The organism is Flavobacterium glucosi (assembly GCF_048286535.1).
Classification (GTDB): domain Bacteria; phylum Bacteroidota; class Bacteroidia; order Flavobacteriales; family Flavobacteriaceae; genus Flavobacterium.
In genome coordinates, this window is record NZ_JBLVPK010000001.1 from 316,998 (window position 1) to 342,116 (window position 25,119).

Below are 25,119 nucleotides of genomic sequence, written 5' to 3' on the forward strand. Positions count from 1 at the left end.
TCATGTCATAGATGTTTTCTATATTCGCTTATTATAGCACAATAAAGACATTTAGAGCGAGATGAAAAAATATCCTATTTATAACATCCAGAGGTTTAACTGTAATTCAGTCAATAGTGATTTGTATATTAATACTTTCAAAAACCATTTAATCGACCATAGTTTTGTTGAGGAACCGCACCGCCATAGTTCGTACGTTCTGGTTTTTTTTACCAAAGGATCTGGAACTCATGAAATCGATTTTGATGTATTTACGATTCAGTCGGGAAGTATGTTTTTCTTGCAACCCGGACAAATGCACAATTGGAATTTATCCGATGATGTGGAAGGTTTTGTGATTTTCTATTCGCAGGAAATGTATAATCTTTATTTTGGACAAAAAACCATTGGTGATTATCCTTTTTATTCTTCGGTGGATAATAAGCCTGAAATGGTTTTTGATGTAGCCGAGTCGAAAGGGATTCTCCCTTATTTTGAGAGTTTAATTTTAGAAACTCAGACAAATCAGCTGTTGAAACAAGATAAAATCATGAATCTGTTAGACCTCATTCACATTGAAATTGCCAGAAAATATAGTGAAACACATCTACACGAAGCGCATTCGTATAATGTGAAAATCAAAACGTTTGAATTGGTTTTAGAAAATAATTTTAAAAAAGAAAAAGCACCTTCTTTCTATGCTTCGCAACTTGCTATTACTTTAAAACACTTGAACAGGATTTGCAATGAAATGTTGCAAAAAACCACCACCGAAGTAATTACAGATAGAATCATACTCGAGGCGAAACGCATGCTGATGGATAAAAAGTTTACCGTTAATGAAATTGCAGCGGAATTAGGGTTTGATGATTATTCGTATTTTACACGATTATTCAAAAAAAATACCCGAATGACTCCGACGAACTTTCGCATTTTTAAAAAGTAATGGGGATCAATGTCGTTTCCTTTAAGGGGTTGTCAAGTCGAGCGCAGTCGAGACTAACCGTTGAGTCTCGACTGCGCTCGACTTGACAATACTATCGATATTATATTACGAATGCACGGTAACCAAACTTGCTGCTTTTTTTGCTTTTTCTACCACTTCTTCAATTGGAGTTTCTAAACTGTCGTTGACTAAAGCCACGCCCATTCTTCTATACGGTCTTGACGTTGGTTTACCAAAAATCCTGAAATCAGTTTTTGGTAAAGCAGCAATTTTATCGATGCCGGAATACGTTGGATTTGTTGAGTGTTCCGAAGCTAAAATAACGGCACTCGCACCCGCTTTTTCTAAAGTAATTTCGAAAATTGGCAAACTCAAAATGGCTCTTAAATGCAATTCGAATTCGTTGAAGTTTTGGGTTCCGGCTAGAGTTACCATTCCGGTATCATGTGGACGAGGTGATAATTCCGAGAAATAAACGCCGTCATTAGCCAAGAAAAATTCGACTCCAAAAAGTCCTGCGCCACCCAACGCTTCGGTTACTTTTTCGGACATGTCTTGGGCTTCGTATAAATCCTTATCGGAAATTCTGGCGGGTTGCCAGCTTTCCTGATAATCGCCACGCTCTTGCCTGTGACCAATTGGCGCGCAAAAAAGTGTCGGATTATTATTTTGGACAACAGTCAATAAAGTAATCTCTGAATTGAATTTGACAAAAGCTTCCACAATTACTTCTACCACATCGCCACGGGAACCTTCCACGGCATACTTCCATGCTTTTTCGATATCAGCTTCGGTTTTTATGGTGGATTGACCTTTTCCTGACGAAGACATTAAGGGTTTTACCACGCAGGGCATTCCAACGGCTTCAACACCTTTTTGCAATTCCTCGGCAGTGGTTGCGTAGCGGTAGTTGGCAGTTTTTAAACCTAATTCTTTGGATGCCAAATCTCGGATAGCTTTTCTGTTCATCGTGAAATTTGCCGCTTTTGCAGAAGGGACTACCGTGATGCCTTGCTTTTCGTAGTCATAAAAACGCTCGGTTCTGATGGCTTCGATTTCAGGAACGATAAAATCAGGTTTATGTTTGGCGACGATTCGGTCTAGGGCTTCTCCGTCGAGCATATTGATGACTTCAAAATCATGGGCAACTTGCATGGCGGGTGCATTTTCGTAACTGTCAACCGCGATTACAATTTGTCCGATGCGTTGTGCTGCGATTGCAAATTCTTTTCCTAATTCGCCTGAGCCGAGAAGTAGTATTTTCATTTTTATTGGAGTTAAAATGCTGTTAGCCATAATGAATTTCTACAAAGGCAAGTGCTTGCCAATGTAGCCCACTATTATTTTATTTTCAGAAACAATAAAATGTATTCTTTCATTATTTCTAAAGTTTTTAATATGATATCCGAAAAAATGTTGCTGATCATTATACATAAATAATCGATGTCGGTTTAGTTTAGGATTTTGTTTGACTGTGTCACTTTCATCTGAAATATTAAGAGATGATTTTGTCTTAACAGTTTCGCAATTTAAATCAGTAGTTAAATTTACTATTGCATCATTTAGGTCTTTTAAAGCGCTCCAAATCTCATTAAAGAAAGTAGGTGTAAATTGATTATTATTGAGTTGCTTTACAGCTGAATTGGTAAACTTAATGTTTGGAAAATGAATATTGAGCGTTCTTATTATTTCTTTGCTTTTGCTAATTATTTCGATTTGCAACGACTCTATAATTTTATAATGCTCATTCCATTGAATTTGATTAGTTACATTTTTGACATCAACTTCTGTATCAATTATCAATTCTTGTTCTGTCAATTCAAGGTGCTTTACCGTTAAAATTGAATAGTTCCAAATCTCAGAAGAGTCAAAACTAAATGATAATTGTTGAAGTAAAAATGTTGCTCCTAAATTTGGTACACTAAGTCCTTTATATTTAAATTCGGAAAGATCGGATCTGAATTGTTCTTTAAATTGAGATGTTGAATATATTGGACATTGTGTAGAACTTATCAAAGATTTCAATCTACTTGAATAATCTGAAGTTTGTTCTTTTACCCATTCTCTTAAAGATTTGTGCTCACTAATAGAAAGCTCATACCAAGAGGAATCAATATTATTAGAAACTCTTATTTGTTTGAAATTTTTTTTTGTGGCTAATTTATATATTTCAAAGAATTGAATTAAACAAGAGTCTATTTTATCAGTATCAGTGATTGGTAAAGAATGCTCATTTAGAATAAAATATTCCATAACTAATCTTCTAAAAGTTCATCCAATTGATTGTCCCATTCATCAAAAAAACCTTTAGGCCATTCATCAATTCTCCCTTTTTCATCTAAGTAGGGGGTTGTTATTTGAACATGATGTTTTTTTAGTTCTTCATCTTTTGAAAAATATAATAGAGATATGTTTTCTTTTGATATTTCTTTTTTAGAAACCAAAACTCTAACGCCATTTAAAAGGTGATCACTATGAGTTTCAATAAATAACTGTACTCCTGATTGTGCTACAAGAGATATTAATTTACCCATTGCCGATTGTCCTGCTGGGTGTAAGTGTGCTTCTGGGTTTTCTATTAGTATAATATCACCTTTCTTAGCAGATAGCAAAGCAGTTACAACAGGTAAGACATATGTTAATCCAAAACCAACGTTTTGAGGTGTGAATTTATCCGTGTATCCATCTTCTGTTAAAAATTCATAAGTTAAGCTTACGTTGTTTATTTCTTCAATGACCTTAGTTCCAATTTTAATTCCACTAGAAATTTCAGACATCCAAGCGCTTACTTGATTTAGTAAGCCATTTGTTGTTCCTTTTTTATGTAGCAAAATATCATGCTCAATTGGAGAGTTTTCATTTTCTGCCAAAAAATGAGCAGTAAATTCTCCTCTTATCCCTAAACTCTTTAATGTGTTTATATGATAATCAGAAACTGGGTATGTTGTTTGTGGACCAATTCTATCAGCTGATAAATAGGTAAATTTCGAATTAAATAATGCTTTGCCATTTAAGTCACTTTCTTTAAAAGAACTTGGTTTAATAGATTTTGTAATCTGTAAATCTGAATTTGCCGAATATTTAAATTTTAAGTTTAGAAATGATTCATCTTCCCATGTAATCGCAAATTGAATAAATTCATCTAAAGTATCTCTTGTAAGAGCGTCTTTTCCTTTTCCAATTTTAACATAATCTCCTTGCAATAATAAGCCGGAATTAAGAAGGGTGTTTTTTTCAAATGATTGTCTTAATAAAAGTAAAACCTGCATTAAGGAAGATTTACCAACACTATTTTTTCCTGAAATTAGATTCAAATTACTTAATGTAATATCAACTTCATTCAAAATTTTAAAGTTCTTAATATAGATATTGGTGATCATTTGGAGTATTTATTAATGATTTTAGAAATCATATTGAATCTTGTTGTTACACTTGTAGATTCAGCAGTCGAGTATGTTATAGAAGCATAAAAATCAATGTCTTTAAATAATCCTTTAAATTCAAATAAGAATTGATCTTTATTTGATAATAAATTATTAATTTGTTTATCAGTTAATTTAGAAAACAAAACAGATACGGCTTCAAATAAGGCTCTGTTAATAACTTTAAGTTTTCCTGTTTCAACTAATGACTTTCGGAAAGCATCATCACCGAATATGGTTTTTGATAATTTAAATGCTCTTAAAATGTCATCTTCTAAGATATTTAAAGACTCTTCAGTTTCATTACCTAGTTTTTCCATTGCATTATTTAGAAAGCTAATCATAGGTGGTTTGTACTCTAAATAATTAGTTTTCTTCAGTGCTACATGTCTTAAAACTAACTCTTTGTCTAACATTCTTTTTCCTGAAACTCTTCCTACTTCTTTGAATAATGAAGTCTCTGTAATTCTTTTTAGAAATTTAGATGCTTGACCATCATTAATACCTTGACTAAGAGCATGACGAATTTCTTGTGGTTTTAACTGTAAGCCTCCAGTGTTAATTCTGTAAAACAAACTGAACTTAACATTGATTGGTGTCCCTGGTTTAATCAAATACATTGTTATTTGAGCCTCATCAATTCTTCTTTGTAAGTTCCTAGGTAAGTCGTTATAAGATAATCCTTCAAATTGATGAAGGAATTCAAGCTTTTGTAATTTTAAAGTTTTGTCAACAGCAAATTTTTTTATTGTAGAAAGACGCTGAAGCCCATCTACAACTTGCCATTTGTCATCATTTGTTCCATCAAAATAAAATGCTGGTAGTGGAAATCTTATCAATAATGATTCGATTAATCTACTCATATATTGAGGCTTCCATAAATTTGCAGATCTTTGAAAATCCGGGTTTAAATCTATTTCATCATGTTCTAATCTTTTGATAATTGTATCCATTGTTGTTTGGATAGCTTGAATGTCAATGTCTTTGGGGTCAAAAGGTTCATTTATATCAGTTAATTCTTCTGATAGACTTTTTTCTTCCTCAGTATCAAATTCCTCCATATCATTAGTATCAATCATATTTCTTATTTTAGTTAGGAATTTTCTTAAATATTATCTTTGTTTTGATATTATCAAATCAATGTTGAGAATCTCGGCAATTTCCATCAGTACTTCCAGTCTTGGTTATTTTCTGTTTGGAACATTATCACTAACAATTTTGTAGCTTTTGTCTATTATTTAAGCTAATCACTTCTACTTTATTTTCCTTTTCTTTTAGCACTTCATTTATTTAGTTAGAATTGAAAAGTAGCAAGATAATATTTTAAAAATAAACACACTGTTTTTTAGTGTGAAAAAATGTGTGATACGGATTTTATGCATGAGGGATAGCAGTGGAAATCCTTTTTATTCCCGTAGCGATAGCGAAGGTAATAAAAAGATTGCAACGGATAGCCCGACCCGCTTTTTCAGCGGGGCATGCCCAAAAAAAAATAGTTTAAAGTATAAAGCGATGAAACTTTAAACCTTAAACTATTTTAAATTTTAAACAAATTTTTATATTATGCAGGAACTTCAGTTAATGTTACCGCTTCCTTGATTCTGCGTAATGCTTCTCTCAATAATTCTTCGCTGGTTGCGTAAGAAAAACGGATGCAATCTGGGTTTCCAAAAGCATCACCGGTTACGGTTGCTACATTAGCTTCGCCCAAAAGATACATAGAGAAATCATTAGCATCCTTTATAAACGTTCCTCTTAATGTTTTTCCGAAGAAAGACGAAACGTCTGGAAATACATAAAAAGCACCTTCTGGAACGTTTATTTTCACGCCTGGAATGTCTTTTAATAATCCAACCACTAAATCTCTACGGCTATGGAAAGCATCAACCATGTGTTTTAAAACGCTTGGATCAGCATCTACTGCAGTAATGGTAGCACGTTGTGCAATACTGTTAGCACCACTTGTTACTTGGCCTTGAATTTTTGTACATGCTTTGGCGATGAATTCTGGTGCGCCAATGTATCCAATTCTCCAACCTGTCATTGCGAAAGCTTTGGCAACACCATTTACGGTAATTGTTCTTTCTAACATTCCCGGGATGGAAGCGATGCTACAAAAAGTTCCTGAGAAATTGATGTGCTCGTAAATCTCGTCAGCAACAACATATATGTTTGGATATTTCTCCAATACTTTAGCTAAAGCGGTTAATTCTTCTCTGTTGTAGACCGATCCACTTGGGTTACAAGGAGAACTGAACCACATCATTTTTGTTTTTGGGGTGATAGCTGCTTCTAATTGTTCTGGTGTGATTTTGAAATCAGTATCTACAGAAGTTGGAACTTCTACAGGAATTCCACCAGATAATTTTACGATTTCGAAATACGAAACCCAGTAAGGAGCCGGTAAAATTACTTCGTCACCATCGTTTAGCATTACTTGTGCAATGTTGTATAACGATTGTTTTGCTCCTGTTGAAACTACAATTTGAGAGGGTTTGTACTCTAAATTATTGTCTCTTTTGAATTTTCTACAGATCGCTTCTTTTAATTCCGCATATCCTTCTACTGGAGAATAAGTGCTATAATTTTCGTCAATCCCTTTTTTAGCTGCTTCTTTTATGAAGTCTGGCGTATTAAAATCAGGTTCGCCTAAACTTAAACTGATGATGTCTTTTCCTTGTGATTTTAATTCTCTGGCCAGAGCTGCCATTGCTAATGTTTGAGACGTAGATAAATTGTTAATTCTATCGGATAATGGATTCATTGTAATAGGTTGTAGTTAGTTTATTAATTAGGTAGAGATGAACGTTTTGGTAGAGATGCATTGCAGTGCTTCTCTACAACACGTTGTGTTTTTATTTGATTAGGTAAGTTCTGGTTTCATTCCTAACTCTTTCAAATGCTTGAAATGTGCAATAACGGCACTTCGCATTGTTTTGTATTCGTAATACGGCAAGTTGCATTCTTGTGCCGTTTCTTTTACGATTTTTGCAATTTTACCATAATGTACGTGACTGATATTTGGAAAAATGTGGTGTTCAATTTGGTGATTCAATCCGCCGGTGTACCAGTTTACGATTTTGTTTTTTGGTGCAAAATTCGTAGTGGTAAATAATTGGTGAATAGCCCAAGTATTATCCATTTCCCCTAATTCATTTGGAGATGGATTAGTTGTTTCTTCAACAACGTGTGCTAATTGGAACACAACACTTAGAATTAAACCTGCTGTGTAATGCATCACGAAGAAACCAATTAATACTTTCCACCAAGTGATTCCAATAACGATTGGTAACACGATCCAGATAGAAACGTAAATTACTTTCGTGATGATTAAAGTAGTCCAGAGTGTTTTTGGGCTTTTTGCTTCGCCGTATGATAATTTTCTTTTCAAGTAACTTCTCATCTGTTTGAAGTCAGTTGTGATAGCCCAGTTGAAGGTTAATAATCCGTATAGGAATACCGAATAATATTGCTGAAAACGGTGAAAGTTATACCATTTGGCATCTTTTGTAAAGCGAATTACTCGTCCGGCATCTAAATCCTCGTCGTGACCCGGAATGTTCGTATAGGTATGGTGTAGTACATTATGTTGCACTTGCCAGTTGTATACATTTCCTGCCAAAACATAAATAGTTCCACCCATGAATTTGTTGACCCATGTTTTGTTAGAATACGACCCGTGATTTCCATCGTGCATCACATTCATTCCTACACCGGCCATTCCAATTCCCATTACTATTGTTAATAGAAGATGAGCCCAAAACGGCATCCCAAGTGTCAGAATTAAAAAATACGGCGCAAGAAAAACAGAAAACAGAATTATAGTTTTCAAATATAGTTTCCAATTGCCTGTCTTTTGGATGTTGTTTTCTTTGAAGTAATTGTTAACCCGTGAGTTAAGTGTTCTAAAAAACTTTAGGCTATCTTGCTTAGCAAATGTTGGAGCATTATTATTCATATATTTTTAATAAAGTTCAAAGGTAATTATTATAAATTTTTGGATATACAAAATTGAGATAAATATTTTAACTCTAAAGTATTACTTTTGTTAAAAAATTAATAGATGGACGAGATTCTTAAGTATTTTCCTAATTTAACCGATATTCAGAAAGGACAGTTCGAAAAACTGGATTTTTTATACCATGATTGGAATGAAAAAATCAATGTTATTTCGAGAAAAGATATTGATGCTTTGTATACCAAACATATTTTACATTCGTTGGGAATAGCCAAAATTATAAAATTTGAACCAGGAACGTATGTTCTGGATGTAGGCACTGGAGGAGGATTTCCTGGAATTCCATTGGCGATTCTTTTTCCGGAAACGCGTTTTTATTTGATTGATATTATTGCCAAGAAAATAAAAGTGGTTCAGGCTGTTGCCGAAGGTTTGGAACTAAAAAACGTGAAAGCCGAGCAAATGCGTGCTGAAAATGTAAAAGGAGATTTTGACTTTATCGTGAGTCGCGCCGTTACGAATATGCCAGATTTTGTTTCTTGGGTGAAAACCAAAATCAAAAAGAACAACAAACACGAATTGAAAAACGGAATTCTCTATTTAAAAGGAGGCGATTTAACCGAAGAATTAAAAGATTTTCCAAAAGCCACGGAATACAATCTTGCGGATTTCTTTGAAGATGAATTTTTTGAAACTAAGAAAGTAGTGCATGTGCCGTTGAAATTTCAAATGTAGTCATTGCGAGGAACGAAGCAATCGCATTTGTTACTCTGGTTATGAGATTGCTTTGTTCCTCACAATGACAATAAAAATATTACCCACAAGAATCAACTTATTTTGAATCTTGTGGGTATTATTTTTGAAGCCTTAAATAATTCTGCCAATTTTCTTTGTAACTATTACCAATAGGAATTTCAATGGAATCAATCTCTATTTCATTTTTTGTATACGCTCTTAATTTTTTAACGTTAATAATAAAGGAGCGATGAATGCGAACAAAATCTTGATTTAATAGTTTTTCAAAAGAAGAAATATTGAATTTAAGATGGTAAGATATTTTATTTTCAAGATGAATGGTTATGTAATCTTTTAGACTTTCGATGTATAAAATTTCATCAAAAACAATTTTGATGTTTTTAATTCCACTTGAAACAAAAATATGTTTTTCGGTAACTTTTTCTTCTTGTTTTTTGGGAGTTTGTAATTGCTTAAATTTTTCTATTGAAACAAAAAAACGGTCAAAAGTAATGGGCTTTAAAAGGTAATCAACGACATTAAGTTCATAGCCTTCTAAAGCATATTCTCTATAGGCGGTTGTGAAAACTACTGTTGGAGGATTTTTTAGCTTCTTTAAAAAATCATTTCCTTTTAATAAAGGCATTTCGATATCTAAAAAAATCAAATCAACGTCATTACTTTCCAAAAAAGTATATGCTTTTAGAGCGTTTTCGAAAGAATTAATTAGTTCGAAACTTTCGAAATGTGCTAAATGAGAAGTAATCAACTCTCTCGCCAAAGGCTCGTCGTCAACGATAATGCATTTGTATTTCATATTAAATTTTGAACAGTCAGCGTTAGCTTTACTAAGAACCTTTTTTGATTTTCAACAATTTCTAATTGATGCTTTTTAGGATATAATAGATCCAATTGTTTTCGAACATTTTCTAATCCAATTTTTGATTTATCTGAAATTGCTGTAAAGTCATTTTGAGGTTTTGTATTTTCAATCATAAAGATGATTAATTCTTTTTTGCTTTCTAAATTTAACTTGATTGTTGCTTTTTCAGTTTCATTAATTACGCCATGTTTAAAGGCGTTTTCTATAAAAGTCAATATTATCAAAGGCGAGATTTTGTTACTTTCCTGAATGTCTTTGGTGAAGGAAATATCTAATCGGTTTTCGTTGTAGCGCAATTTTTCTAATGCAATATAATTTTCAATTAGGGTGATTTCTTTTTCAATTGCAACAAAATCTTCGTTGCAACGATAGAGTACGAAATCTAAAATTTCAGATAATTTAGCAATTACTTCGGGTGCTTTATCATCTTTTTTAAGCGTTAAAGTGTATAAATTATTTAAGGTATTGAAAAGAAAATGAGGATTCAGTTGATTTTTTAAAACTTTCAATTCCATTGATTTTTTTTCTTCTTCAAGTTTTAAAAGTCGTTGTTGCTTGCGGTTAAAGCTTATAAATCCTAAGATAATAATGGGGTATGTAATAAAAGATAATTCTCTGAATATCAATTTAAAAGAGATTAGTCTTTCCGGTATAGACATTTTATGTCCAAGCCAATCGTTAAAGAAATTAGGAAATTTTGGCTCTAGATAATAATATTTGAAAGTCATTAAAATGGCATAAACCAGATAGATCCAGCTTGTAGTAAAAAGCAAAAAAAGTAAATGTTTCTTTTTATTAAGTGTTTCAGGGATAATCCAATAAATTAATCCATAACCAGCCGTAGCTTGAGCTAAAGTTTTCCAAGTATAAATAAAAGTAAAATCATAATAACTGGTATTTTCAGGTTTGCTTGAGATGTATAATAATAAGAAGGAGAACCAATACATACTATGCATTAGGACTCTTTTTAGATCAACGTTTTTTAAAAAAATCATACTGTATTTTAATTGAGAGCAAGATAGTGAAATTTAAAAGTAGGCTTGATTAGTTGCGATGAATAATCGTATCTCGCTTCTGAAAATAAGCTTTTAGCCCACGAATGCAACATTGGCTTATTTGATGTTATTCGAATGCTAAAAGAGTGTTTTTGATTGCGAGCTAAATTAATGGCAATGTGACTGTACTATTTTAGCTCAAAAAAGTAAATATGAAACTAAGATATTTTTTGATGTTGTTTATACTGTTAAGTGCAACATTATCTGCTCAGGTTAAAAATAATGGAAAAATTACTGGAAGAGTTGTCACAAAAGGGGACAATGCCGTTCCTTTTGCTGAAATTATATTAATAGCTTTAGATTCTACAGCTATTAAAAGTGAGCTTACAGATGAAAAAGGAAATTTTTTATTGCAATCAGAATTTGGCAAGTATAAATTACAAGTTCGACAGGCAAAAAAAATTGTCATATCAAGAAGTATTGAATTGAATTCAGATTTGGATATAGGTAATCTAACAGTTGATGATATAGTCCAATTAGAATCTGTTATAGTTGGAGGGAGAAAGAAACTGATAGAGCGAAAAGTTGATAGATTGGTTTTTAATGTTGAAAATTCGATAAATACCGCTGGAGGTGATGCATTTGAAGCACTTAAAGCGACTCCAGGAATACGGGTTCAAAATGATATTATTTCTATGATTGGCAAAAGTACTTTTGCCGTTATGATTGATGAAAAAATAGTAATGCTTTCAGGGGAAGATTTAGCCAACTATCTAAAATCAATTCCGTCTGATGCTATCAAAAGTGTTGAAGTAATTACAAATCCTCCCGCGAAATATGAAGCCGCAGGCAATAGTGGGTTAGTAAACATAATACTAAAAAAGGCTAAGAAAGATTCATGGAATGCCTTAATTGGTGCTACCTATCTTCAAAGGAAATATAGAGATGGTTCATTAATGGCGAATTTTAATTATAATAAGGACAGGCTAAGTGTTTCTGCTTTAGGAAATTATAAGAATGGAACCCAGTATATTAATCGTGATGATTATTCTTATTTTTCAGATGGCTTATGGCGCTCTAATTCACCAATTAAAGTTGATTATAGTAGAGTAAATGTAAAATTTGGTATTGATTATCAAGTTTCATCAAGATGGACTGTTGGGAGTCAAATTTTAATTAACATAAACAAACCTACAGGAACAGACAGTCCGACTACGACTGTTCATGATTATACTAGAGGTGATATTATTCGAAGTTTAAAATCTAATGGAAAAACTGTGCGTTCACCAAACATTAAATCAGCAAATCTTTATAATGAATTCAAAATAGACACGATTGGGAAAAGAGTCGTTTTAAATTTTGATTATTTTAATTTTAATAATATAGATACTAGAAAATACAAGGGTATTTCTATTATTGAAAACCCATATTCAAGTGAGTATTTTGGAGGAATAAATAGTAATAATCAAGATATCACAAATGTATCAGGTAAATTAGACGTTGATTATCCTTTAATATGGGCAACATTTAATTTTGGGGGTAAAGTATCAAATTCAAAAACGAATAATGATATTTTAGCTTTCAATAGTGGCCTTGTAGATGCTCCAGTTTCAGATATGCCTTTAGTACAGAATGAATTTGAATATACTGAAAACGTCCAAGCGGTTTATATTTCGGTGAATAAAAAATTTAGTGATTATTGGGAATCACAATTAGGATTAAGAATGGAATCTACTCAAACCAAATCCTTCACACAAAGTGTAAATTTATTAGTCAAAGATAATTATGTGAAATTTTTCCCAACAGCATATTTTTCCTATGTGCCTAACGATAATTCTACATTTACCTTTGGTTACAGTAAAAGAATTGACAGACCTAGATTTAGTGATTTAAATCCTAATATTTGGTACACTAATATTTTTCAAACTATGGAAGGTAATCCTTTCTTACAACCTGCGTTTATTGACAATATTGAGTTCACTTTTACTTATAAAAAATTAGAAAGTAAATTCTACTTTAGTAATGAAAAGAATTTATTTAGTCCTATTGCGATACCAGATCTTAATACAAATATTATTCGGTCCACAATTGTGAATTATGTCAACACACAACGCTTTGGAATAGCGCAAAATTATGTGTTTGATAAATTTAAATGGTGGACAAGTAATAATTCAATTGATGTTAATTATGCTGTTTCTAAGTCAAGTATAGCTACTACAGTGAAAGAACAAAAGGGTTTTAATTCAAGGGTGTCGACTAATAATGATTTTATTTTAAATTCAAATAAAACGCTACTTTTTAATTTAAGTTATTGGTATAGTTTCTCTGGAATTGATGGTATTTATAATAATAAATCGATGAGTTCTTTTTCTCTTGCTGTTCAGTATCTTTTACTGAATAGAGATTTGAAAATTTCCTTAAAAGGGGATGATATATTCAGAAACGAAATCCAATATTTGAACTCTACGGTTAATACTATTTATCAAGAAAGTAGATACTATTTTGACAGACAATCTTTTCAACTTTCTCTTTCATATAGGTTTGGGAATAAAAAAATTAGAGGAATTCAGAGAGAAACAGGTAATCAGGAAGAAAGAATTAGAACGGGAAATTAATTTTGATACGCTGTAAACTTGGCATTCATGGCAAACTTGGAAAGAATTCTAAAAACAAAACCCAATAATTTGAATTATTGGGTTTTTAAATATCTAAAATGAGATTGTATGGTTCCTCGAAATAAATTATCCTAAAAATGGATACCTGTAGTTCTCTGGAGTAACAAAAGTTTCTTTGATCGTTCTTGGGGAAGCCCAACGCAATAAGTTCAATGCTGAACCTGCTTTGTCATTGGTTCCGGATGCTCTTGCACCACCAAAAGGTTGCATTCCTACAACGGCTCCGGTTGGTTTGTCATTGATATAGAAGTTACCCGCAGCATTTTGCAATTTGGTAGTCGCTTGTTCAATAGCATAACGATCTTGACTGAAAACTGCACCCGTTAAGGCATATTCGGAAGTGGTATCAACTAATTCCAATGTTTCTTCCCATTTGTCGTCTTCGTAAACGAAAATCGTCATTACAGGTCCGAATAATTCGGTTTCCATTGTTGAATAACGTGGATTTGTCGTAACAATAATCGTTGGTTCAATAAAATAACCAACTGATTTGTCGTAATTTCCTCCAACGATAATTTCGGCATCTGTATCTTTTTTAGCTTGGTCAATAAAACTGGCCAATTTATCAAAAGATCCTTCGTGAATTACCGCAGTGATAAAGTTACCAAAATCTTCTGGCGAACCCATTTTCATGGATTTTGTATCAGTGATTAGTTGTTCTTTTACCGCTGGCCACAAACTTCTTGGAACATACGATCTAGAAGCTGCAGAACATTTTTGACCTTGAAACTCAAAAGCACCACGAACAATTCCTGTTGCAACTTGCTTCGGATTTGCACTTGGATGCGCGATAATAAAATCTTTTCCTCCGGTTTCTCCTACAATTCTCGGGTACGTTTTGTAATGGTGAATATTCGTTCCAATTTTTGCCCAAATATCTTTGAATACATGTGTTGAACCTGTAAAATGGATTCCGGCAAAATCACGACTTGCCAAAACAGTATCGGTAATCATCAAAGCGTCTCCAAAAACAACGTTGATAACGCCATCAGGAACACCCGCTTCTTTAAATACTTCAATAATAATTTGTGCAGAGAAAACTTGGCTGTCGCTTGGTTTCCAAATCACTACATTCCCCATCATGGCAGCACTTGCAGGAAGATTTCCCGCAATGGCAGTGAAGTTAAAAGGAGTGATAGCATATACAAAACCTTCCAGTGGTCTGTATTCTAATCGGTTCCACATATCCGAATTTGAATTAGGCTGATCGCCGTAAATTTGAGTCATAAATTCTACGTTGAAACGTAAAAAATCGATAAATTCACAAGAAGCATCAATTTCGGCTTGATGGATATTTTTAGACTGCGCAATCATTGTTGCGGCATTTATTCTTGCTCTGTAAGGTCCTGCAATCAATTCAGCTGCTTTTAGGAAAATAGCGGCTCTTTGTTCCCAAGCCATATTTGCCCATGCAGTTCTTGATTCTAATGCATTTGCAATTGCTTTTTCAACATGTGCTTTCTCAGCAAGATGATACGTTCCTACGATATGTTTGTGATCGTGAGGAGCGGTCATATTTTTAGTGTTGCCAGTTCTAATTTCTTCGTTTCCAATGTATAAAGGTACATCGATTTTAGAGCTCCACATTTTTGTGTAAGCGGCTTGAACAGCTGCTTTTTCTGGTGAATTTGGCGCATATCCTTTTACTGGTTCGTTCACCGCTTTTGGTACATGAAAAAATCCTTTTAACATATTTATAAAGTTATAAAATTAGAAATCCTTGTAGTGTGTTTTTAAATATTGCACAAAAGTACGAAGGATTGTTTGAAAAAAGACATTTTTTGCTGTAAACTAAAAGTGATAATATAGATTGTAGTGTTTTAGCCCAGATAGAAATGGAAAGCTTTTTGTAGTCTCATTATATTTTTTCTTGTGAAATAAGAGCGACTTTAGAAGCTCCTTATTTTACTTAGAAAAAAATAAATGAGGCGACGAAAACTTGAAATAAATAGCTGGAGGAGCTACCAAAAAAATAGCGATAAATTCTAATTCAAAGCAAAAGGCGCACACAACCTAAAAGTAGGTACGATAACTTTGAAGTTCTTTGTAGAGGTGAAGTTGATCATGTTGAAATACCCTTTCATGGCACCATAAGGCGAAGAAAGTAAACAGCCAGAACTGTAGGTATGTAATTCACCAGGTTTTAAAACGGGTTTTTTTCCAATTACACCTTCGCCATCAACAATTTCGATTTCATTTAAGGAATCAAAAATTTCCCAATGACGGGAAATCAACTGAACAGAATCTTTACTGTGATTTTCAATTGTGATCACATAACTAAATGCAAAGTGAATCTTGTAGTTTTTGAAGTAGGTTCCTTCAAAACTAGTCAAAACCGAAATCTTTATGCCTCTTGTTATTTGAGAAACCATGATTAAATGGATGAATAGGTGTTTATTATTGACAAATTTACAAAAAATTGAACTCGTTTTGCCAAATTTTGAAAAGTTTTTTTAGTTAGTAATATTCAAGGAATTTGCTATTCCTTTCCCAACAACTCTATCGTATCGATCTGTATTTTCTCTGTAATAAACGAGTACGGTGTAATCATTTTCGGTTTGATAAAAATTCCCGTCAACTGCATTTTCATAATCAATAATTCCTTTGTCATCAGCAACAATGTATTGATAGTTTGTAAATCCCTGTTTGACTAAAATTGCTTTCTCGTAAACTTCTTTTTGGGAATTGTACTCCATTTTGTATTCTGGAGTCAGGTTGTAATTATTGAACATTCCGCCAACATAAATATTCTTTTTCAATCTAAAAGTAGGGGCAGAAAGGCTGAAATAAACCCAAACATAATCGGCTTCGATTTCTGGATTAGTAGCATTTATGTTATTTACAACAAAATCGCCATTAACATCTTGAGTAAACGAATAAGGAAAATTTGTTCGTGCAGCATTCGTGTACAAATAAGAACCGTAAATTGGCGTATTAGAATCTACACGAGCAATATTGTTACCTGCTGATCTGATGTCTTTATTTTCAAAAAACAAAAACTCATTTCCTGCCCAAAATTGTGTTTCTGGGTCATATTTGTAAATCAAGTCATTTCCAATAGTGAATTGTGGGACCACATTTTTTATGGCAGTGTTAAATTGTCCGTTTTGCAGCAAAACAACTTTAACGTTTTTCTTAGGATTTTGAAATGTAATTACGCTTGATTTTACAGTGAATTCTAAATTGTGTTTCAGTTCTATGTTGCTCACGGTTCGTGCTCGTTTTATCTGCATTGGAACCGTAACAAGATCTTCACATAAAATGAATTTTCTGGAAAAGACCACTTCTTTATTTTCGTCTAAAACTTTAATGATATAATTGCCGCTGATTCGCAACTGCTGTGTAAACTGATTGGGAATTGATAATTTGTAGTGCGAATAGATTTGTAATGTATTGAAGGAATTAGTATAATCCTGAATTCTTTGGTTGTCAAAACCTTGTAAATATTCATTTTTTGGAATTCCAGAAGGAACCCAGTTGTAATCGCAGTGGATTATTTCATAATAATAATTGGCTTCATTGCCAAAAAGGTCATCAAACTGCAAGTGAAATCCTTCTCCAAATTTAAAAATTGGAAGTACATTTCGATCACTTTGTAAAAAAGAAATCGTTTTGATATTGTAAGGCGCAGCTACTTCTTTTTCTGCTTGTGCAGAGGAAGAACTAGCTGTAAATACAAAAAGAAAAAAGAGGGCTATTTTTAAAAAGGGTTTTGTCATTTTGCAGCGCTTAAAGATTTTGTAAATATAAGGAATACTCCCTGTTTTTATCCAATAATGTAATTCTAAGAGTAAATATTTTTGTATGTAATTTCTGTTGATTAAAATATAGTATTTTTAAAAGTTAAGATTTATCTTATTATTTTATTTCAAATATATCTAACCCTATGAAAAAAATCACCAATTTAGTATTTGGAATCATGTGAATTAGCTGATTTCAGAAAAGACAGTAAGGAAAACAGATATTGGTGGTCTAATTTCACTAGATCGTACAGCAATGGAAATAGCGCTGAAGAAGTCTTGAAATTTGAAGAAACTGTAACTGCAGTGTGGCTAAGGACATTCAAGATATTGCAAAAAAATATCTTACAAGAGATAAAGTAATTGGAATATTGATACCAGAGAAAAAATAAAACCAACTCATTTATAATCTAAAAACCTGCTAAAATTAACTTTAGCAGGTTTTTTTATAGTGTAAATTATTTAAAACAAACCGGAATAATTTCCCCTTTGGCTAAACAATATTTTTCTACTAATTCAGGTGTAATTTTATTTGTGTAATCTTCTTCAATTACTTTAAAACCAATGCTTCGTAATTTATCAAAATAATCACGACCGTAAATACGAACGTGATCGTATTGACCAAAGATTTTAGCACGTTCTTTTTGATCTGTAATGGAGTCATCTGCAAAAGTTGTTGCTCTGGATAAATCCTGTGGAATTTGTAAAATTGCCATTCCGCCCGGTTTCAAAACCCGATACAATTCCTGCATGGCTTTAGTGTCATCCGGAATGTGTTCTAAAACATGATTGCACAGAATAACATCATATTGATTGTCTTCAAAAGGCAAATTACAAATGTCTGCTTTCACATCCGCTAGCGGTGAAAATAAATCGGTTGTGGTATAGTCCAGATTTTTCTGATTTCGAAACAATTTATAAAACGCTTGCTCTGGCGCAAAATGCAATACTTTCTTTTTTACTGCCGAAGTAAAAAAGTCAGTTTCGTTATTTAAATACAACCATAATAAACGATGTCTTTCCAGGGAAAGTGTACTTGGCGAAAGCACATTATTTCGTTGTGTTTCGTATCCGTAAGGCAACATCGCTTTGAAGCTTTTTCCATCGATTGGGTCGGTGAAATTAGTTCCTCTTAAAGAAAAAGCGATAATTGGTCGTGCCACATAACTTAAACGAATAAGTATAGGACGCGGAATAGTATTGAGTATAAGTTTAAACACAGATTTCACAGATTTTCACAGATTAATTTATAATATGATTCGTTTGTACTTTAAACTGTCTTCTCCAAAATTGACTAATAATCCAATTTTGTTTTTTGAAGCAGCAAGATAATTGAGCGTTTGTTTTATTTCACTATTTGATAGTTCTTGAATTGCTTTTATTTCTAAAATAACCTTTTCAAAAATCACAAAAATCTGAAAAATAATGATGGGGAAGAACGATGTCTTTGTATGTAATGTTGAATTTTTTTTCTCTTTCGAAAGGAATATTATTTATACGAAATTTATATTCTAAGGCATCACCATAAATTATTACGCTGTGGCCTTTACCTAGAATTTTATGCACTTCCATGCAGGTTCCAATTATTTTAAATGGTTCTTCCTTTAGATAAAATTCTTCCATTTCTTGATTTGTAAAAAGAGTTAGGCTTTAATCATTAAGTTTTAATACTATAATTTAAATGTAGTATTAAAATGATTTAATTACTGTTCTAATTTGTGAAAATCTGAGAAATCTGTGTTTATAAAACTAAAGGCTCTCTTCTAAATTCGTCTTCTTCAGTACTCACAATTCCTAACGCTTTGTAGATATAACCAAAAGTTGATAAAATCTCCGGTTTCCCATCAATAATCGCAACGTCATGCTCAAAATGCGCACTTGGTTTTCCATCGGCAGTAAGGATTGTCCAGCCATCTTTTAACTGTTTGATGTTTCGGGTACCCATATTAATCATCGGTTCAATAGCGACAACCATTCCTTCGACAAAAAGTTTTCCTCTTCCTTTTTTGCCATAATTAGGCATTTCAGGATCTTCATGCATTTTTTGTCCTACACCATGACCTACTAATTCACGCACCACGCCATAACCATGCGCTTCCGTATATTTTTGAATTGCATTTCCTACGTCTTCTACACGATTTCCTAATTTGAATTCGCGGATTCCGGCGTACAAGGATTCTTTGGTTACCTGCAATAATTTTTTAGTTTCAGGGGAGACTTCACCTATTTCAAAAGAATAGGCATGATCGCCATGGTATCCATTTTTATATGCGCCACAATCTACAGAGATTACATCACCACTTTTCAAAGGCGTATTATTTGGAATTCCATGAACTACTTGAGCGTTTGGACTCATGCAAAGTGAATTTGGAAAACCGTATAATCCAAGAAAACTTGGTTCAGCGCCATGATCACGAATGAATGTTTCGGCTAATTTATCCAGATATAAAGTAGTGACTCCTTCTTTAATTTCAGAGGCAATCATTCCTAATGTTTTTGATACGATCAGTGCACTTTCGCGCATCAATTCTATTTCTTCACGTGATTTTATAATAATCATAATTTCGAATTTTCAGTTTGCAAAAATACAATTTTATAAATTATTTAATCCGGATTAGCCATTATTTTAAAAAGTTCTGAATTTGAAATGTAAAAACGATTCTCCAAAGCGATCTTCGAAAGCTGCGCAAGGACTAAATTATTCTCTCTGGTATTGATTAAAAATAGAGAGCTTTCGCCAAAAGAAAATAATCTTTCCTCTGAGTTTAACATGATTACATTGTCTTCTACCAAACCTTTTATTAACACCTTTTGTCTTAACAGTGATTCAATTTCCATTTTTTGGGCATTGATTTTATTGGTCAATTGCACTTTTTCTAAATCCAATATAAATTCAGATTCTTGTACTTTATACTTCGCTAATTTCAAACTTCCGCGTTCTTTTCGAAGGAACAAAGGGAAATAAAAATTCAACCCAATTTTATAATCCTCAAACTGATAATTATCAATGTAACTGGGTTCTGAAATATAAGAATAACCCACATCAATTTTTGGCAAAAGCATATTGGCTTTTAATTTTTTTTCCACATTTAGCATATCAATCTTGCTTTGTAAAGCGTTGATTTTTGGGTGATTGGTGATGGAGAAATCCGTATTCAATAAATCATTGGTTTTTAAACTTTCCTGAATTGTGAATTCTAATTGCGTTTCGGGAATTAATTCATCGGATATTTCAAATGGAATATTGTTTTCCAACCAAAGAAAATTAGCCAGTTCTAATTTGGCTTTAGCCAATTTAAGTTTAGAATCTTCTAAATTTAAAATGCGGTTTTTTACAATAATGCCGGCTTCGACACTGTCGATTGCGGGCTTGTCTCCTTGTTTAATCAAAGACTGAATTCCGTTAAATCTAATTTGTGCATTATTCTTGTACTCTTCATACAATTGCACTTCGTTGAAGTTTTTCTTCCAATTAAAATAAGCCAAAGAAGCATCATATAAAACGGCAATAGCCTGCAGTTTTCTTTCTGCCTGACTCAACTGCATCTGCATTTTTGCTTTTCGAACATCCGCCATCCTTTGATTGATAAACAAACCTTGTCCAAGCGGAACGGTTACGCCCAGCGAAGTTAACCCTTGATTAGGAAGTGTGTTTTGGGGATTCAAATATACACCTTCACTATTATCAAAGCCCGCTTTAATCTCGATTCCATACCAAGTTGGAATTTTGAAACTGCTGTTTAGAATGGAATAATATTCCCTGTCTTTGAATTGTTTTTTGCTGAAATCGACCTCAATTTTTGGGTCAAATCCACCGCGAGCCATCATCAAATTTGCTTGTGCTTTATTGATTTCTAAGTTGGCATTTTTAACCAGCGGATGGTATTTTTTCACATAGCCCAGAAACTCAGTGTAGGTAAGTTCTTTTGATGTGATTTCTTGAGCATTTACAGAAAACCCAAAGAATAAAAACGCTAAAAATAGTTGTTTCATTATTTATTTTTCTTTTGTGGTTTTGGTCGTTGGGTTGTAATAATTTGGAGGGAATCCGTTTAAAGTTCGCCACAATTCAAACCAGACCGGAACAGTATTTAACAAAGCAATAGTTTGTGCTCCGGCTCCTATACTCAATTGTTTAGGCCATTTATCTTCTTTTTTATCAGGTACGATTAATACTCTGTATTTCCCGTTTATACTGATGAAGTTTTCAATAGCAACAATTTCACCACCAAAAGTTCCATAAGACATATCGGGCCATCCTGAAAATACAATTGTAGGCCAGCCATCAAACCAAACCCGAACTTTTTCGCCTTTACTTAACAACGGCAAGTCAATTGGGTTTACAAAAGTTTCTACCGCAATATCATAATCTGACGGCATTAGGGTCGCAATTGGCGTTCCTTCTTTTATGGTTTCCCCAATACCAGATTGCAGCGCCCTATTGATATGGCCATTTTGTGAAGCTTTGATGTAATACATGCCATTGCGAATGCTGTAATTGGTATATTGATTTTCGAGTTTGTTCACCTGTGCATCGGTGTCATATTGACTGCTGAGTGCTGTAAATTTATCACTATTAGCTTTTGAAACTCTCTCTGCATACTCCGCGCTAATTCTGTTGATTTCAACTTTAGCGTTGATTAACTCGTTTTTGCTGGTTAAGTATTTGTTTTCTTGCGTGATGATTTTAGCGTCCACTTCTTGTAATTTCAGTCTTTTTTCCTCTATATCAGTAAGTGGTTTTAGACCTTCCTTATTCAGCTGAACAGAACGATCGTATTGTGTATTGGCTATTTTTAGCTGGGTTTTTACAGCTACTAAATCCATACTGTCACTCTTTATTTTTAAAAGAGATTGCTTAATTTTATTTTGTGCTTGTTCCAGTTTTAAAACCTTTTCTCTTTCGATAGCTTGAATTTGGCTCGATAGCGTGGTTACTTTTGAACCATACGATTCTAAAGACTGCCTTTTGGCATTTATTTGATTTTCAGTATTTTCCAATAAATTAGGATCGAAATATTCCTCTTTTATTTCGGAGATAAATAGGATGGTATCGCCTTTATTGACAAAATCCCCTTCCTGAACGTACCATTTTTCAATTCGACCAGAAATCACACTCTGAATGGATTGTGGTCTTTGGCTTGGTTTCAATGTTGTTACGCTTCCGATTCCTGAAATGTTTTGTGTCCAAGGCAGAAAAAGCGCCACGATACCCACTATTGAAACACCTGCTATAATTCTGTTTAAAATTTTATAATGCGGTCTATTGGTCAAGTTTTTCACTGTCTCGTATCGATCCAGTGGGGGCAATTTTGTATCGTTGTTAGATATGTTTAGCATGGCTAATTATTTTTTAAATCAAGTTGAATGGCTCCATTTTGCATGGTGATGCTGCGATTGCATTTCGTTTTCCAATACGGATTTTTCGAAGAAACAATAATCGTCCATTTGTTTTTTTCGGAAGTAATGAAGTCAATTACTTCATTAGCTATTTTTTCATCCATCATGTCCGTTGGATCCTCATAAAAAAGTATTTTTGGCTTATGAAGAATACTTCTAGCCAATAGCATCTTTTGTGCATTGGAAGATGATAATTGTTTCCCTTCCGGGAAAATGCGTGTCTCAAGACCTTTTGGCAATGATTTTATAAACGCCGAAAGTTGTACGCCATCAATTGCCCATTTTAGATCTTCGGTACTTATCGATTTGTCATTAAAAGTGATGTTTTCTAATAGCGTTCCTTGAAATGGCGTTTCACTTTGAATGATACTCCCAATTTGAGAACGGTATTGTCTGAGGTTTATTTTTCTAAACGTGTCATCATTGATGTAAAAAGCACCAGATGTAGGTTGTAATAAACCGGATAAAATCCTTATAAATGTTGTTTTTCCGGAACCATTTTCTCCTTCAATTGCTATTCTTTCTCCCTGTTCAATTTTTAGTGAAATAGCATTCAACACTTCTTTATCAGAATCCGGGAATTTAAAAGTAAGATTTTCGGTTTCCAATGAAATATTAGTATAACAAGTATCGCTTTTGAAACTGGTTTCTTCTTCTAATTGTAAGTCGGTTACTTGTCCAATTTTTTCAATGGAAGTTAACACATCATAGAACGTTTCCAGTCCGATTATTATTTTTTCTACGGAATTAATAACCAATAAAATAATAATTTCGGCAGCCACAAATTGCCCAATATTCATTTGCTGTGATAACACTAAAAATCCTCCTATCGATAATAAACTAGCGGTTATTATGATTTTAAAAAGAATTAATTGGCTGAATTGTCTTTGGATAATTTTAAAATGTTTTTCCCGATAATTCAAATAATCACTAACTAGATTGTTGTTTTTTTGTAAACCATAATTATAGTTTAGTTCATTTTTGAAACTAAAATTATTTCGGGCCATTTCTTGTAACCAGCTCGCTACTTTATATTTAAATTTAGATTCCTTTAAGCTGGTTTCCAGTCCGGATTTAAAAGAAAATCGGAATATAAAGTACAAAAGAAAAAATAGTAAAAAACCAAATATAATAAAGTAAGGGTGATACAAGGACAGTAAAATTACTCCAAAAACTATTTGTAAAAGAGCTGCTGAAAAATCAGTTAATAGCTTTGAAGTTCCTTTTTGGATCGTCATAGTATCAAAAAAACGATTCGCCAATTCCGGAGGATAAGTATTGTATAATTCATCCGTTTTTATTTTTGGCAAGCGAGCCGCAAAGTCAAAAGAGGAACGAACAAATATTTTTTGTTGTAAATTTTCGGTGATGCGGAGTTGCATTAAAGATAAAATCCCAACTAATGCGACACCAAAAACGACTAAAATAATTAAAACGATCCAAGAAGCGCTCACTCTTCCGGATTGAATAAAGGTTATAATCGCTTGAATTCCAAGTGGTAATGACAAACTGATTAATCCGGCAAAAATGGCATAGAAAAATATTTGATAAACATCATTTTTATCTAATTCAAGTAAGTTGTAAAAGCGTTTTAAAGGAGTCATAAGATCTGTTTTTTTTAAGGAATTATCGGAGGAGATTTTCTGTAAGATTTAGATAAAATCGAGTTGTACTTACTGACTCATTACAATCTGTTATCGTTTTTAAATGTTCCGTTAGAAAGTTTTGGTGTAAATTTCCCTCAACTATGGAAGAAACTAGTGATTTGGCAAAAGGATATTCCGGATTGACTTCGTTTACAATGCCTACAATTCGATTAATTACCCTTTTGTAAATCAGGAAAAAACCTTCTTTGTTTTCTTGATCGACATCTTTTGTATGTAAGGTTTTTGTAAATTCAGCAATAATAATTTTATTCAAAACAGCTTCATTAATGTGTTCAGTATTAGTGTCATCAATAACTTTTTCAGTCACGATGGTTATTGCTTTGATAAGTTTTTCCTTTGGGTCTGTAATATTAGTCGTTGCAAAAATTAGTTTGTACTCCATCCAACTCCAGTACCACGAGGATAGATAAACCAATAATTTATGTTTATTTTCAAAGTAGCGATAAATGGAGCTTTCATTGGAACCTATTTTTTCTCCTAATTTTTTGAAGGTAAAATTGTCAAATCCAATTTCGTCGATCAAAAGAATACTTTGTTCCACAATTTTCTTACCCAAAGGGGACGTTTCCGGATCCTTGACATAGATCTTTTCGTTGACTTGTATTTTTAAATTGGGGAGTATCGTATTCATCATTGATCATCTTTTATGCAAAGATAATAGTATTACTATCAATAATGAGATTTTAACTTTTATTTATAAAAAAAAGCTACTCACATGG

At 33.0% G+C, this 25,119-nt stretch carries 22 protein-coding genes; 3 read left to right on the forward strand and 19 right to left on the reverse strand.

Features of this window, described 5'->3' with window-relative positions:
- The first annotated feature begins 61 nt into the window (after positions 1-61).
- Entirely contained in the window at positions 62-925 is an 864-nt protein-coding gene (locus ACNQGD_RS01575; RefSeq protein ID WP_417998072.1) for an AraC family transcriptional regulator, read from the forward strand.
- 105 nt (positions 926-1,030) lie between these two features.
- Here the strand turns inward: ACNQGD_RS01575 and purT are convergent, their stop codons facing one another.
- From purT to ACNQGD_RS01605, 6 genes are all read right to left on the reverse strand, one after another.
- A complete protein-coding gene (gene purT, locus ACNQGD_RS01580; RefSeq protein ID WP_417998073.1) occupies positions 1,031-2,221 on the reverse strand; it encodes a formate-dependent phosphoribosylglycinamide formyltransferase in 1,191 nt (396 codons plus the stop codon).
- Positions 2,222-2,230: 9 nt separating this feature from the next.
- Entirely contained in the window at positions 2,231-3,178 is a 948-nt protein-coding gene (locus ACNQGD_RS01585; RefSeq protein ID WP_417998074.1) for a hypothetical protein, read from the reverse strand.
- Between the two features lie 2 nt (positions 3,179-3,180).
- Positions 3,181-4,305 (reverse strand): AAA family ATPase, encoded by a 1,125-nt coding sequence (locus tag ACNQGD_RS01590; RefSeq protein WP_417998075.1) that lies wholly within the window; start codon positions 4,303-4,305, stop codon positions 3,181-3,183.
- Positions 4,302-5,426, reverse strand: a complete 1,125-nt coding sequence (locus ACNQGD_RS01595; protein WP_417998076.1) for a DUF262 domain-containing protein — start codon at positions 5,424-5,426, stop codon at positions 4,302-4,304. Before ACNQGD_RS01595 ends, ACNQGD_RS01590 begins: the two co-directional genes overlap by 4 nt.
- 482 nt (positions 5,427-5,908) lie before the next feature.
- Positions 5,909-7,111 carry a pyridoxal phosphate-dependent aminotransferase gene (locus tag ACNQGD_RS01600; RefSeq protein WP_417998077.1) on the reverse strand — a complete coding sequence of 401 codons (1,203 nt, stop codon included), beginning with the start codon at positions 7,109-7,111 and terminating at the stop codon, positions 5,909-5,911.
- Positions 7,112-7,210: 99 nt separating this feature from the next.
- Entirely contained in the window at positions 7,211-8,305 is a 1,095-nt protein-coding gene (locus ACNQGD_RS01605) for a fatty acid desaturase family protein (protein ID WP_417993952.1), read from the reverse strand.
- Positions 8,306-8,410: 105 nt separating this feature from the next.
- Between ACNQGD_RS01605 and rsmG the strand changes: the two genes are divergently transcribed.
- Positions 8,411-9,040 carry a 16S rRNA (guanine(527)-N(7))-methyltransferase RsmG gene (rsmG, locus tag ACNQGD_RS01610; RefSeq protein WP_417993951.1) on the forward strand — a complete coding sequence of 210 codons (630 nt, stop codon included), beginning with the start codon at positions 8,411-8,413 and terminating at the stop codon, positions 9,038-9,040.
- Between the two features lie 118 nt (positions 9,041-9,158).
- Here the strand turns inward: rsmG and ACNQGD_RS01615 are convergent, their stop codons facing one another.
- Together ACNQGD_RS01615 and ACNQGD_RS01620 are read right to left on the reverse strand one after the other, a co-directional pair.
- Positions 9,159-9,857, reverse strand: a complete 699-nt coding sequence (locus ACNQGD_RS01615; protein WP_417998078.1) for a LytR/AlgR family response regulator transcription factor — start codon at positions 9,855-9,857, stop codon at positions 9,159-9,161.
- Positions 9,854-10,879 (reverse strand): sensor histidine kinase, encoded by a 1,026-nt coding sequence (locus ACNQGD_RS01620; protein WP_417996003.1) that lies wholly within the window; start codon positions 10,877-10,879, stop codon positions 9,854-9,856. Before ACNQGD_RS01620 ends, ACNQGD_RS01615 begins: the two co-directional genes overlap by 4 nt.
- 251 nt (positions 10,880-11,130) lie before the next feature.
- Here ACNQGD_RS01620 and ACNQGD_RS01625 point away from each other — a divergent pair, with 251 nt between their 5' ends.
- Positions 11,131-13,533 carry a TonB-dependent receptor gene (locus ACNQGD_RS01625; RefSeq protein WP_417998079.1) on the forward strand — a complete coding sequence of 801 codons (2,403 nt, stop codon included), beginning with the start codon at positions 11,131-11,133 and terminating at the stop codon, positions 13,531-13,533.
- A 126-nt stretch (positions 13,534-13,659) separates the two neighbouring features.
- Here ACNQGD_RS01625 and pruA read toward each other — a convergent pair whose 3' ends face one another.
- The 11 genes from pruA to ACNQGD_RS01680 all read right to left on the reverse strand — a co-directional run bounded on the left by pruA (position 13,660) and on the right by ACNQGD_RS01680 (position 25,031).
- Complete coding sequence (gene pruA / locus ACNQGD_RS01630; RefSeq protein WP_417998080.1) at positions 13,660-15,285, reverse strand: L-glutamate gamma-semialdehyde dehydrogenase; 1,626 nt, start codon at positions 15,283-15,285, stop codon at positions 13,660-13,662.
- Between the two features lie 293 nt (positions 15,286-15,578).
- Complete coding sequence (gene apaG, locus ACNQGD_RS01635) at positions 15,579-15,965, reverse strand: Co2+/Mg2+ efflux protein ApaG (RefSeq protein ID WP_091202696.1); 387 nt, start codon at positions 15,963-15,965, stop codon at positions 15,579-15,581.
- 81 nt (positions 15,966-16,046) lie between these two features.
- A complete protein-coding gene (locus tag ACNQGD_RS01640; RefSeq protein WP_417998081.1) occupies positions 16,047-17,312 on the reverse strand; it encodes a type IX secretion system plug protein in 1,266 nt (421 codons plus the stop codon).
- Positions 17,313-17,791: 479 nt separating this feature from the next.
- Positions 17,792-18,562 carry a class I SAM-dependent methyltransferase gene (locus tag ACNQGD_RS01645; protein ID WP_417996007.1) on the reverse strand — a complete coding sequence of 257 codons (771 nt, stop codon included), beginning with the start codon at positions 18,560-18,562 and terminating at the stop codon, positions 17,792-17,794.
- An 18-nt stretch (positions 18,563-18,580) separates the two neighbouring features.
- Complete coding sequence (locus ACNQGD_RS01650) at positions 18,581-18,742, reverse strand: GxxExxY protein (protein ID WP_417996008.1); 162 nt, start codon at positions 18,740-18,742, stop codon at positions 18,581-18,583.
- Positions 18,732-18,956, reverse strand: a complete 225-nt coding sequence (locus ACNQGD_RS01655; protein ID WP_417998082.1) for a GxxExxY protein — start codon at positions 18,954-18,956, stop codon at positions 18,732-18,734. The genes ACNQGD_RS01650 and ACNQGD_RS01655 overlap by 11 nt, the downstream gene beginning before the upstream one ends.
- Positions 18,957-19,074: 118 nt before the next feature.
- Positions 19,075-19,893: a type I methionyl aminopeptidase gene (map, locus tag ACNQGD_RS01660; protein WP_417993941.1), complete on the reverse strand. Its 819-nt coding sequence runs from the start codon at positions 19,891-19,893 to the stop codon at positions 19,075-19,077.
- A 44-nt stretch (positions 19,894-19,937) separates the two neighbouring features.
- Entirely contained in the window at positions 19,938-21,326 is a 1,389-nt protein-coding gene (locus tag ACNQGD_RS01665; protein ID WP_417996010.1) for a TolC family protein, read from the reverse strand.
- 3 nt (positions 21,327-21,329) lie between these two features.
- On the reverse strand, positions 21,330-22,673 hold the full coding sequence (locus ACNQGD_RS01670) for an HlyD family secretion protein (protein ID WP_417998083.1): 1,344 nt from the start codon (positions 22,671-22,673) through the stop codon (positions 21,330-21,332).
- Positions 22,674-22,675: 2 nt separating this feature from the next.
- A complete protein-coding gene (locus tag ACNQGD_RS01675) occupies positions 22,676-24,337 on the reverse strand; it encodes a peptidase domain-containing ABC transporter (protein ID WP_417998084.1) in 1,662 nt (553 codons plus the stop codon).
- 22 nt (positions 24,338-24,359) lie between these two features.
- Positions 24,360-25,031: a TetR/AcrR family transcriptional regulator gene (locus tag ACNQGD_RS01680; protein ID WP_417993955.1), complete on the reverse strand. Its 672-nt coding sequence runs from the start codon at positions 25,029-25,031 to the stop codon at positions 24,360-24,362.
- Between the last annotated feature and the right edge of the window lie 88 nt (positions 25,032-25,119).

Bases quoted from the DNA above. Each gene is read 5' to 3' on its own strand.
- ACNQGD_RS01590 (WP_417998075.1), bottom strand. From the start codon at position 4,305: ATGATCACCAATATCTATATTAAGAACTTTAAAATTTTGAATGAAGTT.
- ACNQGD_RS01620 (WP_417996003.1), bottom strand. From the start codon at position 10,879: ATGCATAGTATGTATTGGTTCTCCTTCTTATTATTATACATCTCAAGC.
- ACNQGD_RS01675 (WP_417998084.1), bottom strand. From the start codon at position 24,337: ATGACTCCTTTAAAACGCTTTTACAACTTACTTGAATTAGATAAAAAT.
- ACNQGD_RS01665 (WP_417996010.1), bottom strand. From the start codon at position 21,326: ATGAAACAACTATTTTTAGCGTTTTTATTCTTTGGGTTTTCTGTAAAT.
- pruA (WP_417998080.1), bottom strand. From the start codon at position 15,285: ATGTTAAAAGGATTTTTTCATGTACCAAAAGCGGTGAACGAACCAGTA.
- ACNQGD_RS01655 (WP_417998082.1), bottom strand. From the start codon at position 18,956: ATGGAAGAATTTTATCTAAAGGAAGAACCATTTAAAATAATTGGAACC.
- ACNQGD_RS01585 (WP_417998074.1), bottom strand. From the start codon at position 3,178: ATGGAATATTTTATTCTAAATGAGCATTCTTTACCAATCACTGATACT.
- ACNQGD_RS01640 (WP_417998081.1), bottom strand. From the start codon at position 17,312: ATGACAAAACCCTTTTTAAAAATAGCCCTCTTTTTTCTTTTTGTATTT.
- rsmG (WP_417993951.1), top strand. From the start codon at position 8,411: ATGGACGAGATTCTTAAGTATTTTCCTAATTTAACCGATATTCAGAAA.
- ACNQGD_RS01615 (WP_417998078.1), bottom strand. From the start codon at position 9,857: ATGAAATACAAATGCATTATCGTTGACGACGAGCCTTTGGCGAGAGAG.
- ACNQGD_RS01680 (WP_417993955.1), bottom strand. From the start codon at position 25,031: ATGAATACGATACTCCCCAATTTAAAAATACAAGTCAACGAAAAGATC.
- ACNQGD_RS01575 (WP_417998072.1), top strand. From the start codon at position 62: ATGAAAAAATATCCTATTTATAACATCCAGAGGTTTAACTGTAATTCA.
- purT (WP_417998073.1), bottom strand. From the start codon at position 2,221: ATGGCTAACAGCATTTTAACTCCAATAAAAATGAAAATACTACTTCTC.
- ACNQGD_RS01625 (WP_417998079.1), top strand. From the start codon at position 11,131: ATGAAACTAAGATATTTTTTGATGTTGTTTATACTGTTAAGTGCAACA.
- ACNQGD_RS01670 (WP_417998083.1), bottom strand. From the start codon at position 22,673: ATGCTAAACATATCTAACAACGATACAAAATTGCCCCCACTGGATCGA.
- ACNQGD_RS01595 (WP_417998076.1), bottom strand. From the start codon at position 5,426: ATGATTGATACTAATGATATGGAGGAATTTGATACTGAGGAAGAAAAA.
- ACNQGD_RS01605 (WP_417993952.1), bottom strand. From the start codon at position 8,305: ATGAATAATAATGCTCCAACATTTGCTAAGCAAGATAGCCTAAAGTTT.
- ACNQGD_RS01600 (WP_417998077.1), bottom strand. From the start codon at position 7,111: ATGAATCCATTATCCGATAGAATTAACAATTTATCTACGTCTCAAACA.
- map (WP_417993941.1), bottom strand. From the start codon at position 19,893: ATGATTATTATAAAATCACGTGAAGAAATAGAATTGATGCGCGAAAGT.
- apaG (WP_091202696.1), bottom strand. From the start codon at position 15,965: ATGGTTTCTCAAATAACAAGAGGCATAAAGATTTCGGTTTTGACTAGT.